Raw genomic sequence first — 20,688 nt, forward strand, 5'->3', positions numbered from 1 at the left:
ACAAGGCATGTTTTATTACTTACTTTATAGTTATTTTATCCTTTAGCTTTTCAACAGTTTTAATGCCTATGCCATTTACCTCTGCCAATTGTTCTATAGAAACAAACTTTCCATTTTTACTTCTATATTCTATTATACTACTTGCTTTGGTTTCTCCAATTCCAGTTAAGGTCATAAGTTCTTCCTTATCTGCTGAATTTATATTTATCTTTCTACTTTCGCTTTTTAAACTATTATTATCTAAAAGTAAATTTTCTTTTTCCTCTTCATTCCCCTCATTTTTAAACTGTATATTTTTAATAATAATACAGTCTCCATCATTTAATATTTCTGCTCTATTTATACTTTCTATATCACCATTTTCAGTTATTCCTCCAGCTAAATTTATCAAATCATTTATTCTACTTCCTGATTCTAATTCATAAACATCAGGTTTAACTACTTCTCCTTTTATTTCAACTACTATTTTAGAATTATTTGTATTAGAAGTCTCTTTCTCATTATCATCTCCTAAATCTATAATGTTTGAAGATATATTTTCAGAATTACTCTCCATAAGTTTTCCATTTATCTCTGTTTCTGATAAAGTTGTTGGTTTTCTACTTTGAAGTACTCCTATAAATATAAACATAGCTAATCCAAGTAATACTACAGATCCAATAATTTTTTCCTTGTTTTTCATAAAATCCCCTTAATCTAAATTGAATTTATATATATTTAATTAAATTATTGACAATTTTATATAAATTTATAGATTATAACAAAATATTTAGTGTATAATTTATTTAAATGGTTAAAATTAGAATAATGTATTTTTTAGGTATTTTTCTTTTTATTTGAACAACATTCTTAAGAATTAAAATATATTAAGTAAAAAATTATATTAACCTGATAAATTAGGAGGATTCTAATGAAAAATATTACAAGGAGAATCCTATTGCCTCTAATACTATTTTCATCTTTTTTCGGATTTGGTAAATTGGCAATAGCTTCGCCAGAACCTCCAGTTGTTACTGGAGAGGGAATGATGCTTATGGATGCAGAAACAGGAAAAATAATAGCATCAAAAAATGCTAATATGAAATTACCTCCTGCTTCCACCACAAAAATATTAACATCTCTATTAACTTTAGAAAATTCAAAGCTTTCAGATGTAGTCACAATTGGTAAAAATCCACCTTTTGCTGAAGGAAGTTCTATTGCTTTAAAAGAAGGTGACCAATATACTGTTGAAGAATTATTACACGGATTACTACTAGAATCTGCTAATGATTGTGCTGTGGCTCTTGCTGAACATATAGGTGGAACTGAAGAAAACTTTGTAAAAATGATGAATGAAAAAGCTAAAAGTTTAGGTGCTAACAATACTCATTTTGTAAATTCTAGTGGCCTATTTGAAGATGATCACTTAACAACACCTTATGATTTAGCTCTAATAATGAAAGAAGTGTCTAAAAACAAAGATTTTGTTAGAATATCAAGAGTTACTAGTTATGAATTACCTGCTAGTAAAGTTGATAATCAAACCAAGTGGGTTAATAATCTTAATTCTTTATTATATCCTACAAATTCTAACTACTATGAGCCTTTAATTGCTGGTAAAACTGGTTACACTACAAAATCAAGATTTACTTACACAGCCATAGCTGAAAAAGATGGACAAAAGCTTATATTAACAATTTTTAGATATGAAGATAAAGCTTCATTATTTAAAGATACCATAGCTCTTTTTAATTATGGTTTCGATAACTTTAATTTAATTAAGCTGTATAACAAAGGGGATAAGGTATCAACTTTTAAGATAAATGGAAAAGAAGAAATTCCTTTACTTGCTTCAAATGATGTTTTCTATGTTAGTGAATCAAGTAAATTGAATCAATCTAGTTCAAAAAATGATATAGAAACTATGCTTAAACCTTCATTAAAAATAGAAAAAAAAGATTTAAGTCGTCAAACAGTTAATAAAGGTGATGTTATACTAAATTCAGAAATTTATATTGGTAATTCTTCATATACATCATTACCATTAGTCTCTGGTGCTACTGTTAAATATAGTACATTTGATAAAGTATTAAATAATATCTCTGATAATAAAATCCTTTATTCCATAGGAGCTTTAATTATTACAGTTTTACTATTTTTCTTATTCAAACCTACTAAGCCATCAGGTCCTTTTGGTAGAAGAAGACCTAAAAAATTCTCTATGAATTTTAGAAGAAAAAAAGCTCCTAAGCAATTGTTTGGGGGTAGAAAAAATAAATATGATTAAAAGGTGCTGTACCAAAGCAACACCTTAATTTATATTATTATAAATGTATTTTTTATCTGTTGAGATAGCTATATAGGTACAACCTATATAGCTAGATAAAAGCCAGAGAGGATGTATCTGCAATTTGATACATCCTCGTATTTATGACAATTCATCTATTTAATACTTATACTATTTTAATTTTTCTATTAACTCTTTCATATCATAAGGTAATTCTGATCTTAATTCTAATTTTTTTCTAGTTCTTGGACTATAAAAATCTAATCCTGATGCATGTAATGCTTGTCTATTTATGTATTTACTATCATCGAATTCTTCACCATAAAGCTCATCTCCAAATATAGGATGTCCTAAACTACTTAAATGAACCCTTATTTGATGAGTTCTTCCTGTTTCTAAAAGGCACTCCACAAGGTCAGCACCTCCAAAACTTTCAACTACTTTATAATGTGTTATACTTTCTTGTCCTCTTTCATCAACAGTTCTTTTTATTGAATCTAAAGTTGGTCTGTATATAGGTCTATCTATAGTTCCTTCTTTTTCTTTAAGGTTTCCATGAACTAAGGCTAAATATCTCTTTTGGAATTTTTCTGTTTTCATCTCTTGGGATAACTGCATATGTGCAAATTGATTTTTCCCTATTATTATTAATCCAGAAGTATTCATATCTAATCTACTTACTAATCTAACTATACAATTCTGATTTGTTTCTTTAAAATAATACAATACTCCATTAGCCAAAGTTCCACTTTGATGACTTTTAGTTGGATGAACTACCATAAAAGGTCTTTTATTTATCACTATTATATCTTCATCTTCATAAATAATTTCAATATCTATATTTTCAGGTTCTATATCTTGACTTTCTTCCCTTGATAATTCTATTTCTAGTTCTTCTCCTTCATTTAAGACATAATTCATTTTAACTGATTTTCCATTAATTAAAATTCTTCTATCTATGGCTGCTTTCTTTATGAATCTTGTTGATAAACCTAGTTCTTCTTTTAAGTACTCTCTTATTTTAACTTTATCATAAACTTCGCTTATTACTTTATTTATCTTACTCATTAACTTAATCGTCTCCTAAATTAAATAACTATTTTAAAAATTTGCTAATATTAATCTGCCACTAATATTTTATCATTTAATGTATTTATTATATCAGTATTTTCTTCTTTATTGTAAATAAAATACCACAATCTATCTACGTATTTAGGTTCGCCTTTTAAGGTATGCATTTTAATACTATCATTTTTTAATTTTACTATAGTTGTTCCATAAGCAACCATTTTTTCAAAAGGCATGTCAGTATCCACATTCCTTTTTACCACATCTATTATGTCATCTATTTTCCATATTATTGATGGTGAAATGCATTTTTGAAAAACCTTTTTTATTAACTTTTGCTGGTTTCTTATCCTTCCCATATCTCCATCTATAAATCCTGTTCCATCATTATTTTTCCTCCACCTAAAAAATTCCTCTGCTGCTTTTCCATCTAAAAGCACAGTATCTCCTTTTTTAAAATGAATACTTAAATTTTGAGTTGGGTCATCATAATTCATATCTCTATCTATATACATCTTAACTCCACCAATAGCATCAATTATTTCTCTAAAAGCATTATAATCTACCTTAACAATATTATCTATTTTAGTATTTAACATATTTTCTACAGTGGATTTTATAAGTTCATCCCCTCCAATAGGATAAGCTGCATTTATTTTATTTCGTTTTCCTTTATAATAAAACATAGTATCTCTAGGTATAGAAAGCACATCTGTCTTAGGTATAGTTGGATCATAATGCACTAACATAATAGTATCTGTCCTTTTTATACTATTATCCTCCTTATTGTTTATATCTCCTATATCAAGACCTAAAACTAATATATTTAAAGGCTTTGAAATTTCTATTTTTTCATTTTTAATGTTATTAGTAATATCTATAATTTCCTTAACTTCTTTTCCATAATTCATATAAAAATAAGAGAAGATTCCTGTTATAAGAATAAAAATAAGCGAAAAAATCCCTATAAAACTTCCTATAACTATTTTTTTTAATCTTCCCTTTTTCATTTGAAATTCACCTCTAAATAGTATATTTTATTTAATAGTTCTATAAGTAATAAGTAACCTTGCTCTCCTTAATAAGTAAGTAATTTCTAGCTTCTATAGTTAATGGATGTATAACGCCATTTTTATCTACAAGTAATTTAATAGTATTATTTATTCCCATAAGAACTCCTTCATCTAAATCCTTATAAGTTGTTTCTCTTAAAATTTCAACACCTGGATAATTTCTAGTTGGCTCTATATAGTCAGCTATGTATATTATTTTTTCAAGTTTAGCCATATTAGCTTTCCCAGTAGTATGATAAGCTACTGCTTTTAACACTTCTTCGTCATCTATGTTAAACTTTTCTCTCGCTAAAAACTCCCCTACAAATCCATGAAGAACTTGTGGTGAAGCTTTCTCAATTTCTGTAATATTAAAGTTATTTTTCTTTAAAATTTTCATTTGTTCATCTATAGGCATTTCTTTCGCTATATCATGAAGCATGGCAGCAAGTTCTGCTTTACTTTCATCAGCTCCATTTAACTTTGCTAATTTTTTTGCTGTTTCAGCAACTCCTAGAACATGTTTATATCTTTTTTCACTTAAGTTATTAATTAAAAAATCAATTATCTCCTTCATTTAAATTCCTCCATTTTATAAAAAATCAAAATCCACTCTTCTCTTCTCATTATACCCATAAATTCATCTTTTTATAGAAAATTTAAGTAAAAAATAAAAAAAGCAGGCAAAGCCTGCTAATTATAAAACATTAAGGTAATTCTATTTTAGGTTTCTTTTCTGATTGTTTAAATAATACAAGTTTACTTCCAATAGCTTGAACTCCCTCGCATCCAACTTCTTCACATATTATTTCTGAAGCTTCTCTAGCTGTTAATCCGCTATTTTCTAAAACTTTTATTTTTATTAACTCTCTTGCTTCTAAAGCTGATTCTACTTGCTTTATGAAATTATCTTCTATTCCATTTTTACCAACTTGGAATATTGGGTCCATTCTATTTGCTAAACTTCTTAAGTAAGCTCTTTGCTTTGTAGTTATCATTTTCTTTCCTCCGATTTTATTACATTAAGTATTCGAATTCGAAGTCATCTAATCTTACCATGTCTCCATCTTCGATTCCCATATCTCTTAATTCTTGTAAGATACCTTTGTTATTAAGTACTTTATGGAAGTATCTTAATGAATCTGGATCGTAAACATTAACTGCCATAAGTAATCTATCAACAAATGAACCTTCTATTACATAAACTTTTAATCCATCTTCTTCTGTTGGAGTTATAGTATATGTAAATTTCTTATCTTCTGGGATATATCTTTCTTCTTCTGCAATATAAAGATCAGTAACAGGAATTTCCTTAAGCATTCTAGCTGCTTCTTTCATTACTTCTTCTATACCTTGTGAAGTTGCTGCTGACATTTTGAATACTTTATCAAAGCCCATTTTATTAACTTCTTTTTTAAAGTTTTCAAATACTTCTTCATCAAATAGCATATCAGCTTTATTTGCAACTACTATTTGAGGTCTATCCCAAAGCTTAATATCGTAGTTTTTAAGTTCTTCATTTATTTTTACAAAGTCTTCTATTGGATTTCTTCCTTCAACACCTGAGATATCTACTATATGAATTAATAGTCTTGTTCTTTCTATGTGTCTTAAAAATTCTAATCCAAGTCCAACACCTTCTGAAGCACCTTCAATTATACCTGGGATATCTGCCATTACGAATGGTTCTATTCCTGGTACTGCAACAACACCTAAGTTTGGTTTTAATGTTGTGAAGTGGTAGTTTGCTATTTTAGGTTTAGCTTTTGAAACTACTGATAAAAGAGTTGATTTTCCAACGTTAGGGAAACCAAGTAACCCTACATCAGCTAATAACTTAAGTTCTAGAACAACTTCAAACTCTTCTCCTGGCATTCCTGGTTCTGCAAAGTTTGGTGCCTGTCTTGTAGGTGTACAGAATTTGCAATTTCCTTTTCCACCTTTTCCACCTCTACAAATAACGAATTCATCCCCTTCATGTGAAAGGTCAGCCATTACTTTATTTGTAGCTGCATCTCTTACAACAGTTCCCATAGGAACATTTATTATTTTATCTTCACCATCTTTACCGTAGCATTTTGAACCAGCACCATTTTCTCCTGGCTCTGCTACGAATTTTCTCTTATATCTAAAATCAAGTAGAGTAGTCATTTGAGTATTAACTCTTAATACTACATCTCCACCTTTTCCACCATCTCCACCGTCTGGTCCGCCAAGTGGAACATACTTTTCTCTTCTGAATGAAACAGCACCATGACCGCCATTACCTGATTTAAGAAAGACTTTGGCTTTATCTATAAACATACTTCTCATCACCTTTCTCTTTTAGTATTATTACCTTTTTACCTTTTAGCTAGTCAATTTAATCTTTCATTAAAAAAATATTAATTAACTACTTTGATTACATAAGACTTGATTCAGCTAAAATTATATTAAAACTCTAAGTGAATTAAAATCCTTGTTGTTCAATAGTTTAAAAGAATCTGTATTTTAAAAAAGCATCCTAGAATATAGGATGCTTTTTATTTAAAATAACAGATTATTCAGCTATTTCTACTTCTACTGGGTAAACAGAAACTTTCTTCTTGTCTCTTCCCATTCTCTCATATTTAACAACACCATCTGCTTTAGCAAATAAAGTATCGTCTCCACCTTTACCTACGTTAGTACCTGGGTGGATTTTTGTTCCTCTTTGTCTTACTAAGATGTTTCCAGCTAAAACGAATTGACCGTCAGCACATTTAACTCCTAATCTCTTTGATTCTGAGTCTCTTCCGTTCTTAGTACTACCCATTCCTTTTTTATGAGCGAATAATTGAAGGTTCATTATTAACATATCATTACACCTCCTCTTTTTTAAAATCTATATATTTACAACGTTTTTTCTTACCAAAACTCTGATCTAAACTAATAATTACGCTTTCAAGACTTTTCTCAAAGGTTTTTAATAAAACTTGAGCCTTCTCAATTTCTTCTAAAGTAAATTCAGATAAATCAAGATGTATGTATCCATCAGCCATTTCATAGCTTACATTCAGTTTTAAAACTTCATCCAACCCGATAATTACACTTTGTGATAAAACTGACACAGAATTACATATCATATCATAAGCTTCTCCTACAAGGACAGCTTCTCTATCCCTAAGTGCATGATCTTTTATGGTGTATGAAATTATATTGTTATTTCTTGATTGAATTCTAACATTGATCATTATGCTTCAATCTTTTCTATAACTATTTTAGTGTATGGTTGTCTGTGACCATTTTTTCTTCTGTAGTCTTTCTTAGGCTTGTATTTGAATACAACAACTTTCTTAGCTTTACCTTGAGCTAAAACCTTAGCAACAACCTTAGCACCTTCTACTACTGGAGCACCAACTTTTAATTCTCCGTCTTTTGATACTGCAAGAACTTCAGTTAATTCAACAGTTGAGTCAACTTCAGCGTTAAGTTTTTCAACGAATAATACGTCTCCTTCTTGAACTCTGTATTGTTTTCCACCTGTAGTTAATACTGCGTACATTAAAAAACACCTCCTCATAACGGTCTCGCCACTTAAGGTAATAGATTTAACTATTTTCTGGAACCTATTCGTGAGCGGTTTACTAAAGCAATTCTATCATAGTTAAATATTAAAGTAAAGGATAATTTAATATTTTTCGATGTTTTTAACAAGATATTCACTTAAATTACTTATTTGGTTTTTAAATATCAGTGGTTCTATAGTATAGCCTTCTTTATTTTCATCAAAAGTTAAGTAAATATTCACTGTTAAAGCTCCTATTGACTTCAAAAATTCAAATATATTTCCTCTAACATCATTTTCATAAATCTTATTTAAATTTACATGAAAATCATTTATTTTACTTTCTAATTGCCATCTTATAATTTCATTTTTAAGTAATAGTTCAATATATGAAAGCTTTAATACTTTTCCAACTCCATGACATCTACTGCAATCCTCTTCTATATATTCATCAATACTCTTTCCTATTCTACTTCTAGAAATTTGAACTATACCTAATGGAGTAAAGTTAAACACAGTAGACTTTTGCTTTTCACCTTCAAGTCCTTCTTTTAATATGTTTATGATTTTCCCTTTAGCCTCTTCATTATACATATCAATAAAATCAACTATTATAATTCCACTTAGATTTCTAAGTTTTATTTGCTTTAGTATTTCTCTAGCAGCTTCAATATTTGTTTCTTCTGCATTTTTTTCTTTACTTTTTCCTGAAATATTCTTAGCAGAGTTTACATCTATAACATACATAGCTTCTGTTTTTTCTATTACTATGTTTCCGCCACATTTTAAATTAACTCTTGAGTTTCTAAGACTTAATATTTCTTTTTCTATATTATAATAATCAAATATTGTTCTTATTTCATTATGAAACTCAACTTCTAAACGACTTTCTTTTATTAGTTCATAGTCTTCTTCACTATCTACTACTATTTTACTTGTATTTTCACTATTACTTTCTCTAATAACTTTATTTAAAAGTCCATTATTCTCATGTAGTTTTTTAGGATTTAAAGAATACTTTCCTTCTCTAACTATTTCTTTATATTTTTCATATAATTCATCTAATTCTTTTTGAATTAAATTTAAAGGAATATTTTCTGCTATAGTTCTTATAGTAACCCCTATATCACTAGGCTTTTTCAAATTATTTAAGATAAACTTTTCAAATTCTTTATCTTCTATTTTCTTTGAAATATTTATATCCTTATTTTTGCTTTCTATGACTAAATATTTACCCGTAACTGTAAAATTTGAAGTAACCTTAGCACACTTTTTCCCTATAGGCTCTTTTACAACTTCAACTATAATCTCATCTCCACATTTTATCTTCTCACTTAATTTAGATGATAATTGAATATATACTTCTTTTTCTTTTCCTATATCAAGGAAAGCACCTTTAACAGCTGGAACTATTTTTCTTACTACAGCCTTATATAATTCTCCAACTGCAGGCTCTTCACTTACTTCTTCTATATAACATTCACTTAAATTTCCACTTTCTTTTATGGCAACTCTTAGCGTTTTTTCTCTTCGTTCTATAAAAATTTCTTTCATTTTATTCGCCTTCATTCTTAATCTACGTATTTATATAAAGGTACTAATTTTTCATTTTTATAACCATACATCTCTAGTCTAACGATTTCTGTAAATGCTTCTTCATCTACATTAGATGTATTATCTTTTATATATCTACTTAATAAATCTGGTGATAGATTTTCTCTGCTTCCACAGGCAACCATAGTATCTATAATTAAAGTATTTCCCTCAATCTCATAATTAAACTTTTTAACTAAAGGTTTTATATCTACTACTTTTTCACCTTTTTTAGTCTTCTTTAAAATATTAAATTCTTCATTATTTAATATTTTTTCTATTTCTTCACCTAATTTATTAGCATCATTGTACTTTATTTTTATTTTGTAGTCAGCAGCATCTAGAAGTGCCATTGCTGGTAGTACTTTTTTTACATTATGAATGATTGGAGTTTTTGAAGCTGTTAAGAATTTTATATCTCTTGTGCTTTCTTCATTTAATTGTCTTAAAACCTCGTCACAATCCATATCTTCAAGTAATAATAAATCTAAATAATCTCCTTCTGAATAAACACCAACTGATAAAGGTTGAGCTATAGCTAGTTCCATATGTGGATTGAAACCTGTTGAATATTCAGCTGGCAATTCAGTTCTTTTAGCTATTCTTTGAACTGTTCTTGTCAAATCCAAATGAGATATAAATTTTATGTTGCTTCCTTTAGTGAATTTGATTAGATATCGCACCTTCAAAACACTTCCCTTCTTTAAAGTTTACGTTTATTCCACAACCAGTACAGCCAATTCTACAGTTTTGAGTTAAAGCTGCTTTCTTTGCTTTTTCATTTTCTCTTTCTAAGTAACTTCTATTTACTCCTATATTGATAAAGTCCCATGGTAATATTTCATCATAATCTCTTTCTCTATAAACATAGAAATCACCATCAACATTACATTCTTCTAGAGCTTCTAACCATAGATTAAAATCAAAATATTCTGACCATCCATCAAATCTAGCACCCTTTTCGAAGGCTTTTATTAAAACATCACAAACTCTTCTATCTCCTCTTGCAAAAACAGCTTCCATATATGATGTTTCTTGCTCATGATATTTATAATGGATAGATCTACTTTTAATGCTATTCTTAACAGCTTTTATTTTTTCAGTTACACTTTCCATTTTTTCCATAGGAGCCCATTGGAATGGTGTAAATGGCTTAGGTATTAATATTGATGTACTTACTGTTATCTTTAAGCCTTTATTTCTAATTTCTTTAGGAACAGCAAAGTATTCATCTGCTATTTTCTCTGCAAGTTGCCCTATACCTTCTGCATCTTCTATTTCTTCATACGGTAAACCTAAAATAAAGTATAACTTTAAAGTACTCCAACCTGATTCAAAAGCATTTCTAGCGGCTTCTAAAATTCTTTCTTCTGATAACCCCTTATTTATAACATCTCTCATTCTTTGAGAACCAGCTTCTGGTGCAAAAGTTAACCCTGTTTTTCTTACCTTTTGTATTTCTTTTAATAAGTCAACTGAAAAAGCATCTACTCTTATTGATGGTAGAGCAACACTTACGTTATCTTTTCCATGTTCAGCAATAAGTTCTGTTACTAAAGCTTGAATATCTGAATAATCACATGTACTTAAAGAAACAAGAGAAACTTCATCATAGCCTGTTGCTTTTAACATTTTTCTTGCTTGTTCTATTAAAGTCGATCTAGTTTTCTCTCTTACTGGTCTATATATCATTCCAGCTTGACAGAATCTACATCCATTAGTACATCCTCTAAATAGTTCTAATACTACTCTATCATGAACAATTTCTCCATAAGGAACTATTAATTTCTCTGGGAATGGTACTTTATCAAAATCAGTTACTATTCTCTTTCTAACTGTTTTAGGAACATCATCATATTTAGGCTTAAATTCCTTTATAGTATTATCGTCATTATATTCAACCTCATATAATGATGGTACATAAACACTATCTATTTTTGATATTGCTCTTAAGAATTCTTTTCTATCAAAATTATCCTTCATTGAAGCATAAACATCTAAAACATCATTTAACCCATCTTCACCTTCCCCTAGTTGGAAAAAGTCTATTACATCATGAAGTGGCTCTGGATTATAGGCACATGGTCCTCCTGCCATTACTATTGGGTCATCATTAGTTCTTTCTGATGCTCTTATAGGAATTCCAGCCATACTAAGCATATTTAACATATTTGTATAACTCATTTCATATTGAAGAGTAAATCCTAACATATTAAACTCACTTAATGGATCCTTAGTTTCTAAGGTATATGAAGGAATATTCTTTTCTTTCATTAATGCTTCCATATCTGGCCATACAGCATAAGCTCTCTCACAGTATGTATCTTCCCTTTGATTTAATGTATGATATAAAATTCTTGAACCTAAGTGAGACATACCAACTTCATATACATCTGGAAAACAAAAAGCAAATCTTATGTCTACATCCTTTGGATCTTTTATAATTTGATTAAGTTCTCCACCTACATATCTAGAAGGTTTTTCTACTTTATAAAGAATATCATCAGTTATTTTTACCATCTTTAATCCTCCTATATTTTAAGCTAATCATTTATCTCATAGCTAATCAACATCTAGTAAGATATTATTTCTAAGTTAAATAATATCTTTTAATTTTATCATAAATAAAGCTATTAACCAATAAAAATGGAATCCAAGTGATTTCATTTTGATCTGTTAATAGCTCTGCTTTTCTTTTAATTTTTCATGATATTCTTCTAAACTTATATTTCCATATTCCTTAATTATCTCAAAAATTTCATCTTCTCTTATTTCATATAATAATTTCATTTCATCATTAAGAACATAAAAAGTATTAAATTTATTTTTTTCTATATAACTAATAATAGAAAGCATGGACTCCTTATAATAGACAGAAATACATTGATTTATCATGTATTTTTTATTTTTAAACCTTACTTGTTTTTTTATTAGTTGATCTAGAACAATATACATTGATTTGTTTTTATCCTTATAACTTATAAATATAATAAATACCCCTATTATGATTAGATTTATATTTATTAAATTTTTAGGGATTAAAATCATCCCTAATATTGCTATAAGAAAACCAACTAAAATACTAATATAAACCATGAATCTATTAGCACTTTTATACAATGATAATCTTGCTAAAATACACCTTAAAATTTTAGCTCCATCTAAGGGATATGCTGGTAGTAGATTTAATAAACCTAAAGTTATATTTATTTCCATTATATCTTTAAAATAAATAATATTATAATTTTTTAATATTAAATAAGATATAAATGCTAAAATCAAATTTGCTATAGGTCCTGCTAAGGCAATTATAAATTCATCGCTTATATCAAGTCCATCATAATCTTCAATTTCCAATGAAGCCCCAAATCCATGTATATTAAATTGATTAACCTTTATTTTTAATATTAATGCTACTATATAATGAGAAAACTCATGTATTATTATAAAAAGAAATCCCAATATAAAATTCTTTTTACCTATTATAAAAAAAATTAATAACTGTGGTATTATCCACTTACTTATTTTTATATTTTACACTCCTACTAACTGCTACTCTTAATTTTTACTATTATTTACATTTAAATATTCTTTAAAAGTAAAAAATTTATCATTTTTTTTCATTTTTAATTTTACATCTCCCTTAACTTCTCTTTGCCCTATTATTTCCCCACCAAAGATTTTTTCTCCTTTCGCAACCTTTACTTTACCTACATTATAATAAGTTCCTCTTAAATTATCTTCATATTTTATCTCTACTACTTGTCCTTCATCATTTTCACTCACACTAATAACCTCACCATCTAATAGAGCTGTAATTTCCCCATAAACCTCTTTAAAAATTATGTTATTATTACTTTCTTCTACTTTACTATAATTTTTAACTGTTCTTTTATCATCGCTCTTTACTTTTCCCTCCTCTTCCTTAGTAACAATACTATTATCGCTTAATTTAAATGATGATATATCCTGTGAATTACTATTTAACTCTCCTTTATTCTTTTCTTCATTTTCCTTTAAATTTTCACTATTCTTATTGCTAATTTTAGCTATACTCTCTGATCTCTTTAAATTAGCAATAAATTTTGAAAATTTCTCTTTATGGCTTCCTTTTTCTTCTATAGTTAATTTCATATTATCATAAAGTTTTTCTCCTTCTGCGCCAAGAAAATACTTTATACCAATAATTCCTCCAAATAAAATAATTGATGCCACAGTGGTTCCAGCTAAACCTTTAAAAAAATATTTCAAAATATTACCACTATCATTTTTACTTTTTGTTCCATATCCATAATCAAAATCTCGCTCATAATTTTCCTCTGGTTGTATAGTCTTATTATCTTTACTTACCCTTGTATAATAATGCCTGTATTCATTATCATATTTACCCATTTTCCATCACCCATTACTCTTATTATAATCTTCTTAGTTTATACTTATTTATATTTAAGTAAAGTTCTTTATAGAACAAAAAAACTTTAGGGATTAGTTAAACTAATCCCTAAAGTTTTAAAAATGAAGTCTTCTTTTTCTCATATTGATATTCAATACAAGCCCTATACATGCTATAGTTGTTAAAAGTGAACTTCCTCCATAACTCACCATAGGCAACGTTATACCTGTTATAGGCATAAGACCTATGGTCATTCCAATATTTTGAAGTATCGCAAATATGAAATATGACGCCAGACCAACGGAAATTATGGTTCCAAAATTATCTTTGGCTTGACGTGCTGTATCAATCATTCCCTTTATTAATATTCCATATAAAATCAGAAGACAAGCTGCTCCGATTGTTCCCCAATGTTCACCTATTACAGTGAATATGAAGTCTGTTTGTTTTTCTGGAACGAATTGTGATGCATATCCACCACTTTCTGAACTTAAATTAGCTCCTGTTCCTGTAAAACCACCTGAACCAATACCTATCATTGACTGGTTCAATTGAAGGTTTATACCAAGTTTATTTTCATTTGGATGTAAGAATCCACTTAATCTTTGCTTTTGGTATGGATGAATTATGTTAGTATGCCATACTAGCACTAGTAATAAAATTACTCCTGCAAGTCCAGCAAATAAGATTTTTAAGTCTAAACCAGCACAATATACAATACCAACAACAATAAAGAAACAAACCATTGTCATTCCCATATCAGGTTGTACAAATATAAATACCATTGGAATTATTGCATATATCCCAATTTTAAGTAAATTTCTGAAATTATTTATATTCATATCCATTTTATCTAGTTGCTTTGCAAGCATAAGTATCATTGCAATTTTAGCAAATTCAGATGGCTGGATACTGACTGGCCCAAGAACGATCCATCCTCTAGCTCCATTGATTGTAGTTCCTATAAATCTAGTTACGATAAGCATAACTATTGAAACCCAATAAAATATATCTACATAACCGTAGATTATATTGTAGTCCCATGCAAGCATAAAGTACATGACTATTAAAGATATAATGAAGAATATTCCTTGCTTCATTGCAAACTCTACTCCCGACTGAGCATAGGTCCCTAGATATATGTTAAATATCCCAAAACACGCTATAGCTATAGTTGAGAACAAAATTTTATAATTCATATCTCTAAGTAGTCTTGGATCTAATTTAAAATTTCTAAACATTAGATGCCCTCCAACTTTTGTTTTTTTGTTCTAATTAATATTGTAGCTTCTAACACTAATGTTTTAGTTTAAAAAAAGTTACGATTTTATCTTCCCCTCAAATTTTTTATTGGTATATTAGCTATAAGTGATGGTGTTTCGCCCTCTATATTGCTTGATTTAGTTACTGCAATATCAATATCTTCCTCATCAATTTCAATATATTTGGACAATACCTCTAATATTTCTAATTTAATTTTATCAAGAGTCTCCTTAGAAAGCTCTCCTCTGTCATGTATCAATATCAACTTTAATCGATCTTTTGCTACTTGCTTAGGAGAAGGTCTACTAGAAAATAGTTTAAACAAATTTATCCCCCCATATTTTGTTTATATTATTTCTTAAATAGTCTTTTAGATAATCTAGTAAAGAAACCTTCTGATATAGCTTCTGGTTTTATTAGTGGTACACCTTCATCAATGATTCTTTGTGCCACATTAAGAAAGAATTTTCCTGCACTTGATTCCTTATCTAATACTATTGGCTCTCCTTTGTTTGTTGATATAGTTACTTTTTTGTCATCCGGTACTACCCCTAGAATATCCACAGATAGTATTTCTATTATGTCAGGTATATCTAGCATATCACCTTTTTGTGTCATTTCTGGGTTAAGTCTATTAATTAGTAACTTTTGATCCCTTTGTGGATCTAATCCCTTTGGATCTAACTTCCCTATAACTCTATCTGCATCCCTTACTGATGTTACTTCTGGATTAACTACTATAATGGCCTTATCAGCTCCTATAACAGCATTTTCAAATCCTTGCTCTATTCCCGCTGGGCAATCTATTAATATATAGTCAAATTCTTCCTTCAACTCATTTATAAGTCTTAACATTTGTTGACTTGAAATATCATCCTTATCTCTTGTTTGTGCTGTTGGTAGTAAGAATAAGTTTGGAAATCTTTTATCCTTTATAAGGGCTTGCTTAGTTCTACATTTATTTTCAATTACATCTACTATTGTATATACAATTCTATTTTCTAAGCCCATTAATACGTCAAGATTTCTCAGCCCTGTATCTCCATCAATAAGCACTACTTTTTTTCCTAAAGACGCTAATGCTGTCCCTATATTAGCTGTTGTTGTTGTTTTTCCAACGCCTCCCTTTCCTGATGTTATTACTATAGACTCTCCCATTTTTTATTACCTCCACTATATTTTATATGTATACTTATTAGGAAGATATGGTTCAACAATTATTGCTCCATCCTTTAACCTTGCAGTCTCTGGGTATTTTGGTTTTTCAAAGTCATCTGGTGATATTGTCATTATCCCTGCTATTGATAATATTTCTGGTTCTAAAGAAAATGCTGATATTATTGCTCTTTGGTTTCCATTACTTCCAGCAAAGACACGACCTTTTACAGAGCCTAAAACTATTATGTTTCCTAAAGCTACAACTTCTCCACCATGATTAACATCACCAACAATAACTATATTCCCTGAATAAGTTATTCTTTGCCCACTTCTTATAGGTCTCCTGAAAAATTTTGTTCTTCCTTCATATACCCCTTGAAAATACTTGGTTTCTTTTTCTTCCTCTTCTGCATCCATTAAAATGCAATCTTTAATTAGTATTTCATCAAATAAAGCATCTTTTAATTTTGAAATTTGTCTTTCATTTATATGCGTTAAATCTGTTGTTATAGTCAATGTAGCACCTTTATAAAAATTTTTTCCTGCACTAAGCTTTTTTAGGAGTGCTTCCATCATCTCTTCAAAGTCTCCAAACTTATCCATATTTATAACAGCATTTAAGCCATGTTTATTACCTTTAATAATAATATCTCTACTTTGCATAGCGACTACTAACCTCCAACTAAATAAGCATACAAAATTTCGTTTATTCAAATACAAAATATTTTCTATTTTGCACATATAACTATTATATAGTTATTTTCTCAGTTATTAAAGTATTTATTTCGCTATAAATCAAAAAAATCATTCAATTTATTGTAAACTTTGTTTTTTTTAGGTTAACAAAACTATTTTTCTTTGATTATTACTGTCTATAATACTACAACCTTCTATATCCCCGTACTAAATTCAAGAGGAGTTTTAACTCTATCTGATCTTTCTCTAGAGGGGTAAGGCTGTTTATCACCTAAAAAAAGGTCAAAAACCATTTAATAAATCATTTTTTAAGATTTATATCATGGTAATTTGACCTTTCTTGTTAATCTATATTCTCTTCTATAGGTGTTGGATTACTTGATTCATCCTTATTCTTATTTTCTTCTACTTCAATTTTCTCTTCATCTTTATTAGCATCTATTTTATAAAAAACCTCATTATCTTTTACATCTTGTAGATCTGGATTTAAAGTATAAGTATATTCTTCACCTGACATAGTTCTAGGTTTATATGTCGGAAACTTTGTTTTTAACTCATCCCTCCAGTAAGTTTCATAAATAGCTCTTGCAACTGGTGCCCCAAAATAACCATGTATACCATCATATATTACTACGGCTACTGCTATTTGTGGATCTTCAATTGGTGCAAATGAAACATAAACACCAAAGGCCTGTCTTCCTAGTTCTTCTTGACCTGCTTTAAATGTTGCTGTTCCTGTTTTACCACCAGTTTGTATTGGGAAGTTACCAAATACACTATATCCTGTTCCTCCAGAAGGATCATGGTTAACCATTCTCATACCTTCTTTTATAGTATCAACAGTTGATTTTTTCAAATCTATTTTATCTAATACAACAGGCTTAACCTCTTCTATTAAATTACCTTCATAATCTGATATTTTATCAACTAAACTAACCTTATATCTTGTTCCTCCATTAACTAAAGTTGATATATAACTTGCTAATTGAAGTGGTGTATAAGCATTAGTTGATTGACCTATAGCTGAGAAAGCAAGTTCAGCTGGTGTTGTAGCTGACATTTTAACTGTAGTTGTCATCCAATCATAAGTTTCCTGTACTGTCTTTTCAAATAAATCATCAGCTGATACCTTTGAATTATTAGTTTTATTATCTATAGTTGCCTTATAAGTTGGAAGCTCTTTATATAAATTCTTTAATCCTTCCATAGCTTCCTTTTTAAATTCATCCTTCATAGCAGGTGTTCCAAAATTAGGATCCCCTATTTGATTTAAATATTTTTCTATTATATTTTTATAATCTTGTTTAGCTTTTGCAACTTCAGCTGAATCTGAATCATTTTTACCTATCTCAACAGGGGTAAATTCATATCCACCTTTAAATTTACCATTTCTCATTGCTTCAACTAAATCCCATCTCATATAATATATTGTATTCTTTTTAAAAGATTCAAAGTTATAAGTGTTACCAAAGTTTTCACTTATTTCTATTCCTGTTCCAGCTACAGTATTACTTTTTGGATCTTTTCCAAGACCAAATTTCCAAGCATATTTAGCTATACTATCTAGCGCTTCTACAGAACTATTATATTTTTTATATAATCTAACTGCTACTTCATAGTATAGTGAGTTACAAGATTTTTGTAATGCTCCTTTAATATCAACAGTTCCATGGTTCTTATTATCCTTTGGAGTTCCTATTAAATCAGCATATTTTATAAATCTAAGCCCACTATCTAATACAGCTCCATCACTTACTGTTTCATTAATTCCTATTACCTCTTCTTCTAATCCTGCCACAGAAGAAAGTGGTTTAAAGGTTGACCCAGGTTGAGTTAAACCTAAAGTCGCATAGTTATACATTGGCTTTGGATAAACATCATATAAATCTTGTCTAAAGCCATTCTCATCTTTAGGAAATAATTCATCAACAGTTTTATTTAATCCCATTCTTCTAATAAAATCCTTACCAAAATCTTCAAGATTAGGATTCATAAGTTCCTCAGCCTTTTCTGAGTGTACATTTCCACCTGCAAAAACATTAGGATCAAAGTTTGGATAACTAGCCATAGCTAAAACTTTTCCTGTCTTTACATCTAGTGCAACAGCAGCTCCTCTTGTGGCATTTTTACCCTTACCATCATTTTTTTGTATATACTCTAACTGAGTTTTTAACATTCTCTCAGCAGAGGATTGAATATCCTTGTCTATACTAAGAGTAATACTATTTCCTGGTGCAGTTTGCAGGGAATATAAAGTTTCAACTGGTCTTCCATGAGCATTGACCTTAACCATATCTCCACCTTTTGTACCCTTTAGTTGATCTTCAAAGGCAGCCTCTATTCCAGATCTTCCTATGAGATCACTAGATAAATCATATCCTTTATCTGCATACTTTGCCTTCTGTGAACTTGGTATAGCACCTACATAACCAAGAACACTTGATGCCAATTCATTGTAAGGATAATATCTTACTGGATCTTGGCTTATATTTATCCCTGGTAAGTCACTTAGCTTTTGATAAAATATAAAAGCTGTATCATCTTTTATACCTTGAGCTAAACTAACATCTTTAAAACTTGAAAAACTCTGCATCCTAGCTGCATCTTTTACAAGCATATACTTTCTTATTTGCTCTAAACTATAAGTTTTTCTTAATTCATCTAAGATTTCCTTTCCAGTTTTGTTTTTGTACTCTTCTTTAAAAGCCTTTCTAAATTCCTTTTCTTCAGTATCATTAGCAAATGTTTTATTTTTAAGTAATAATTGCTTCATATCATATTGTTCAATTAAATATTCAAAAACTTGCTCTGGAGTTATTGTTAAAAGCACTTCATCTATTTTTGCTTTTTGTTCTTCAGTTAAATCCCCTTCTTCTTTCGGATATAGTTTTTTCTTAACTTTCTCATCAAGACCTCTATCTTTTTTAAATCTTAATTCAGCAGCTTTTAGATTTTCTTCACTTTCAACACTAAAATCAAAAGCTAGATTTCCATCTTTATTTATTATTAAATCCATATTATCTTGTATTTTTTCACCATTATCATCTAATATCTTAAAGACTTTATCCATTATGCTATAAAAATTCTTTTTTGACTCATTAGTTTCAGTAAAAGTTAAAGTATAAGTTTGCTTATTAGCTGCTAATACATTACCATTTTTATCATAGATTTTTCCCCTTGGAGCTTTATCTGACATAAATCTCATAGATCTATTGTCTGCTCTTTCCTTAAAATCCTCGTAATTAAAGACCTGAAGAGAGAGTAATTTTAATACTATAACGGAGAATATAACGCACATTACTCCAGTTAGACCATTAAATCTATCTGACTTTTTATTTTTTTTATTTAATTTTATTTTCTTCATCAGCCTTATGTACTCCCGTAATGCTAAATATTCTACTCATAGATCTTTTAAATTTATTTATAATATAAAAAATAATAACTTTTATTTATTTTTATATTTATAATATTACACTATCCCTTATAAAATATACTTAATTGATCTATAAGCCATAACGGTCTACCCCCCTTGTTAAAATCATGTAATTTAATTTTATTATTTTCTATACTTACTATTATATAGTTTTTTTTAGCTAGATTATTACTTTTCAAAGAAAGTATACAAAATATTAAAATAATATCATATAAAGTTTAAAACTTTAGCATTTTT

General features: G+C 28.8%; 20 protein-coding genes. 1 reads left to right on the top strand and 19 read right to left on the bottom strand.

Annotation, left to right across the window (positions count from 1 at the left end; translation table 11 throughout):
• Positions 1-19 precede the first annotated feature (19 nt).
• Positions 20-682: a ComEA family DNA-binding protein gene (locus tag ARA19_RS13080; protein ID WP_055071412.1), complete on the bottom strand. Its 663-nt coding sequence runs from the start codon at positions 680-682 to the stop codon at positions 20-22.
• Positions 683-910: 228 nt separating this feature from the next.
• Between ARA19_RS13080 and ARA19_RS13085 the strand changes: the two genes are divergently transcribed.
• Positions 911-2,269 (top strand): D-alanyl-D-alanine carboxypeptidase family protein, encoded by a 1,359-nt coding sequence (locus tag ARA19_RS13085; RefSeq protein ID WP_055071413.1) that lies wholly within the window; start codon positions 911-913, stop codon positions 2,267-2,269.
• A 171-nt stretch (positions 2,270-2,440) separates the two neighbouring features.
• Here the strand turns inward: ARA19_RS13085 and ARA19_RS13090 are convergent, their stop codons facing one another.
• The 18 genes from ARA19_RS13090 to ARA19_RS13175 form a co-directional block, all read right to left on the bottom strand.
• The gene (locus ARA19_RS13090; RefSeq protein ID WP_055071414.1) at positions 2,441-3,337 is read right to left on the bottom strand and encodes an RluA family pseudouridine synthase; all 897 of its coding nucleotides are present in this window, start codon (positions 3,335-3,337) and stop codon (positions 2,441-2,443) included.
• A gap of 50 nt (positions 3,338-3,387) precedes the next feature.
• Positions 3,388-4,347: an LCP family protein gene (locus ARA19_RS13095; protein ID WP_055071415.1), complete on the bottom strand. Its 960-nt coding sequence runs from the start codon at positions 4,345-4,347 to the stop codon at positions 3,388-3,390.
• Between the two features lie 40 nt (positions 4,348-4,387).
• Entirely contained in the window at positions 4,388-4,966 is a 579-nt protein-coding gene (yqeK, locus tag ARA19_RS13100; RefSeq protein ID WP_055071416.1) for a bis(5'-nucleosyl)-tetraphosphatase (symmetrical) YqeK, read from the bottom strand.
• Between the two features lie 130 nt (positions 4,967-5,096).
• The gene (gene yhbY / locus ARA19_RS13105) at positions 5,097-5,387 is read right to left on the bottom strand and encodes a ribosome assembly RNA-binding protein YhbY (protein ID WP_055071417.1); all 291 of its coding nucleotides are present in this window, start codon (positions 5,385-5,387) and stop codon (positions 5,097-5,099) included.
• Positions 5,388-5,406: 19 nt separating this feature from the next.
• Complete coding sequence (obgE, locus tag ARA19_RS13110) at positions 5,407-6,693, bottom strand: GTPase ObgE (protein WP_055071418.1); 1,287 nt, start codon at positions 6,691-6,693, stop codon at positions 5,407-5,409.
• 235 nt (positions 6,694-6,928) lie between these two features.
• Positions 6,929-7,225, bottom strand: a complete 297-nt coding sequence (rpmA, locus tag ARA19_RS13115) for a 50S ribosomal protein L27 (protein WP_055071419.1) — start codon at positions 7,223-7,225, stop codon at positions 6,929-6,931.
• 4 nt (positions 7,226-7,229) lie between these two features.
• Positions 7,230-7,601, bottom strand: coding sequence for a ribosomal-processing cysteine protease Prp (locus tag ARA19_RS13120; protein ID WP_055071420.1), 372 nt, complete (start codon positions 7,599-7,601; stop codon positions 7,230-7,232).
• Positions 7,601-7,912 carry a 50S ribosomal protein L21 gene (gene rplU / locus ARA19_RS13125; RefSeq protein WP_055071421.1) on the bottom strand — a complete coding sequence of 104 codons (312 nt, stop codon included), beginning with the start codon at positions 7,910-7,912 and terminating at the stop codon, positions 7,601-7,603. The genes ARA19_RS13120 and rplU overlap by 1 nt, the downstream gene beginning before the upstream one ends.
• Before the next feature lie 126 nt (positions 7,913-8,038).
• Positions 8,039-9,469 carry a ribonuclease E/G gene (locus tag ARA19_RS13130; protein WP_055071422.1) on the bottom strand — a complete coding sequence of 477 codons (1,431 nt, stop codon included), beginning with the start codon at positions 9,467-9,469 and terminating at the stop codon, positions 8,039-8,041.
• A 17-nt stretch (positions 9,470-9,486) separates the two neighbouring features.
• Positions 9,487-10,191 (bottom strand): TIGR03936 family radical SAM-associated protein, encoded by a 705-nt coding sequence (locus ARA19_RS13135; protein WP_055072122.1) that lies wholly within the window; start codon positions 10,189-10,191, stop codon positions 9,487-9,489.
• Entirely contained in the window at positions 10,166-12,028 is a 1,863-nt protein-coding gene (locus tag ARA19_RS13140) for a TIGR03960 family B12-binding radical SAM protein (RefSeq protein WP_055071423.1), read from the bottom strand. Before ARA19_RS13140 ends, ARA19_RS13135 begins: the two co-directional genes overlap by 26 nt.
• A gap of 156 nt (positions 12,029-12,184) precedes the next feature.
• The gene (locus ARA19_RS13145; RefSeq protein ID WP_055071424.1) at positions 12,185-12,970 is read right to left on the bottom strand and encodes a site-2 protease family protein; all 786 of its coding nucleotides are present in this window, start codon (positions 12,968-12,970) and stop codon (positions 12,185-12,187) included.
• 96 nt (positions 12,971-13,066) lie between these two features.
• Positions 13,067-13,900, bottom strand: a complete 834-nt coding sequence (locus ARA19_RS13150; protein ID WP_055071425.1) for a peptidoglycan DD-metalloendopeptidase family protein — start codon at positions 13,898-13,900, stop codon at positions 13,067-13,069.
• A gap of 117 nt (positions 13,901-14,017) precedes the next feature.
• Positions 14,018-15,142, bottom strand: a complete 1,125-nt coding sequence (gene rodA, locus ARA19_RS13155; protein ID WP_055071426.1) for a rod shape-determining protein RodA — start codon at positions 15,140-15,142, stop codon at positions 14,018-14,020.
• An 86-nt stretch (positions 15,143-15,228) separates the two neighbouring features.
• The gene (minE, locus tag ARA19_RS13160; protein ID WP_055071427.1) at positions 15,229-15,495 is read right to left on the bottom strand and encodes a cell division topological specificity factor MinE; all 267 of its coding nucleotides are present in this window, start codon (positions 15,493-15,495) and stop codon (positions 15,229-15,231) included.
• Positions 15,496-15,515: 20 nt separating this feature from the next.
• The gene (gene minD, locus ARA19_RS13165) at positions 15,516-16,322 is read right to left on the bottom strand and encodes a septum site-determining protein MinD (protein ID WP_055071428.1); all 807 of its coding nucleotides are present in this window, start codon (positions 16,320-16,322) and stop codon (positions 15,516-15,518) included.
• Between the two features lie 15 nt (positions 16,323-16,337).
• Complete coding sequence (gene minC / locus ARA19_RS13170; RefSeq protein ID WP_055071429.1) at positions 16,338-16,985, bottom strand: septum site-determining protein MinC; 648 nt, start codon at positions 16,983-16,985, stop codon at positions 16,338-16,340.
• Between the two features lie 376 nt (positions 16,986-17,361).
• Entirely contained in the window at positions 17,362-20,382 is a 3,021-nt protein-coding gene (locus ARA19_RS13175) for a peptidoglycan D,D-transpeptidase FtsI family protein (RefSeq protein ID WP_055071430.1), read from the bottom strand.
• Positions 20,383-20,688 lie beyond the last annotated feature (306 nt).

The organism is Clostridium massiliamazoniense (assembly GCF_001403635.1).
Classification (GTDB): domain Bacteria; phylum Bacillota; class Clostridia; order Clostridiales; family Clostridiaceae; genus Sarcina; species Sarcina massiliamazoniense.

Bases quoted from the DNA above. Each gene is read 5' to 3' on its own strand.
- minD (WP_055071428.1), bottom strand. From the start codon at position 16,322: ATGGGAGAGTCTATAGTAATAACATCAGGAAAGGGAGGCGTTGGAAAA.
- ARA19_RS13095 (WP_055071415.1), bottom strand. From the start codon at position 4,347: ATGAAAAAGGGAAGATTAAAAAAAATAGTTATAGGAAGTTTTATAGGG.
- minC (WP_055071429.1), bottom strand. From the start codon at position 16,985: ATGCAAAGTAGAGATATTATTATTAAAGGTAATAAACATGGCTTAAAT.
- ARA19_RS13140 (WP_055071423.1), bottom strand. From the start codon at position 12,028: ATGGTAAAAATAACTGATGATATTCTTTATAAAGTAGAAAAACCTTCT.
- yhbY (WP_055071417.1), bottom strand. From the start codon at position 5,387: ATGATAACTACAAAGCAAAGAGCTTACTTAAGAAGTTTAGCAAATAGA.
- ARA19_RS13130 (WP_055071422.1), bottom strand. From the start codon at position 9,469: ATGAAAGAAATTTTTATAGAACGAAGAGAAAAAACGCTAAGAGTTGCC.
- obgE (WP_055071418.1), bottom strand. From the start codon at position 6,693: ATGTTTATAGATAAAGCCAAAGTCTTTCTTAAATCAGGTAATGGCGGT.
- ARA19_RS13175 (WP_055071430.1), bottom strand. From the start codon at position 20,382: ATGAAGAAAATAAAATTAAATAAAAAAAATAAAAAGTCAGATAGATTT.
- rplU (WP_055071421.1), bottom strand. From the start codon at position 7,912: ATGTACGCAGTATTAACTACAGGTGGAAAACAATACAGAGTTCAAGAA.
- rodA (WP_055071426.1), bottom strand. From the start codon at position 15,142: ATGTTTAGAAATTTTAAATTAGATCCAAGACTACTTAGAGATATGAAT.
- ARA19_RS13120 (WP_055071420.1), bottom strand. From the start codon at position 7,601: ATGATCAATGTTAGAATTCAATCAAGAAATAACAATATAATTTCATAC.
- yqeK (WP_055071416.1), bottom strand. From the start codon at position 4,966: ATGAAGGAGATAATTGATTTTTTAATTAATAACTTAAGTGAAAAAAGA.
- ARA19_RS13085 (WP_055071413.1), top strand. From the start codon at position 911: ATGAAAAATATTACAAGGAGAATCCTATTGCCTCTAATACTATTTTCA.
- ARA19_RS13080 (WP_055071412.1), bottom strand. From the start codon at position 682: ATGAAAAACAAGGAAAAAATTATTGGATCTGTAGTATTACTTGGATTA.
- ARA19_RS13090 (WP_055071414.1), bottom strand. From the start codon at position 3,337: ATGAGTAAGATAAATAAAGTAATAAGCGAAGTTTATGATAAAGTTAAA.
- ARA19_RS13150 (WP_055071425.1), bottom strand. From the start codon at position 13,900: ATGGGTAAATATGATAATGAATACAGGCATTATTATACAAGGGTAAGT.
- rpmA (WP_055071419.1), bottom strand. From the start codon at position 7,225: ATGTTAATAATGAACCTTCAATTATTCGCTCATAAAAAAGGAATGGGT.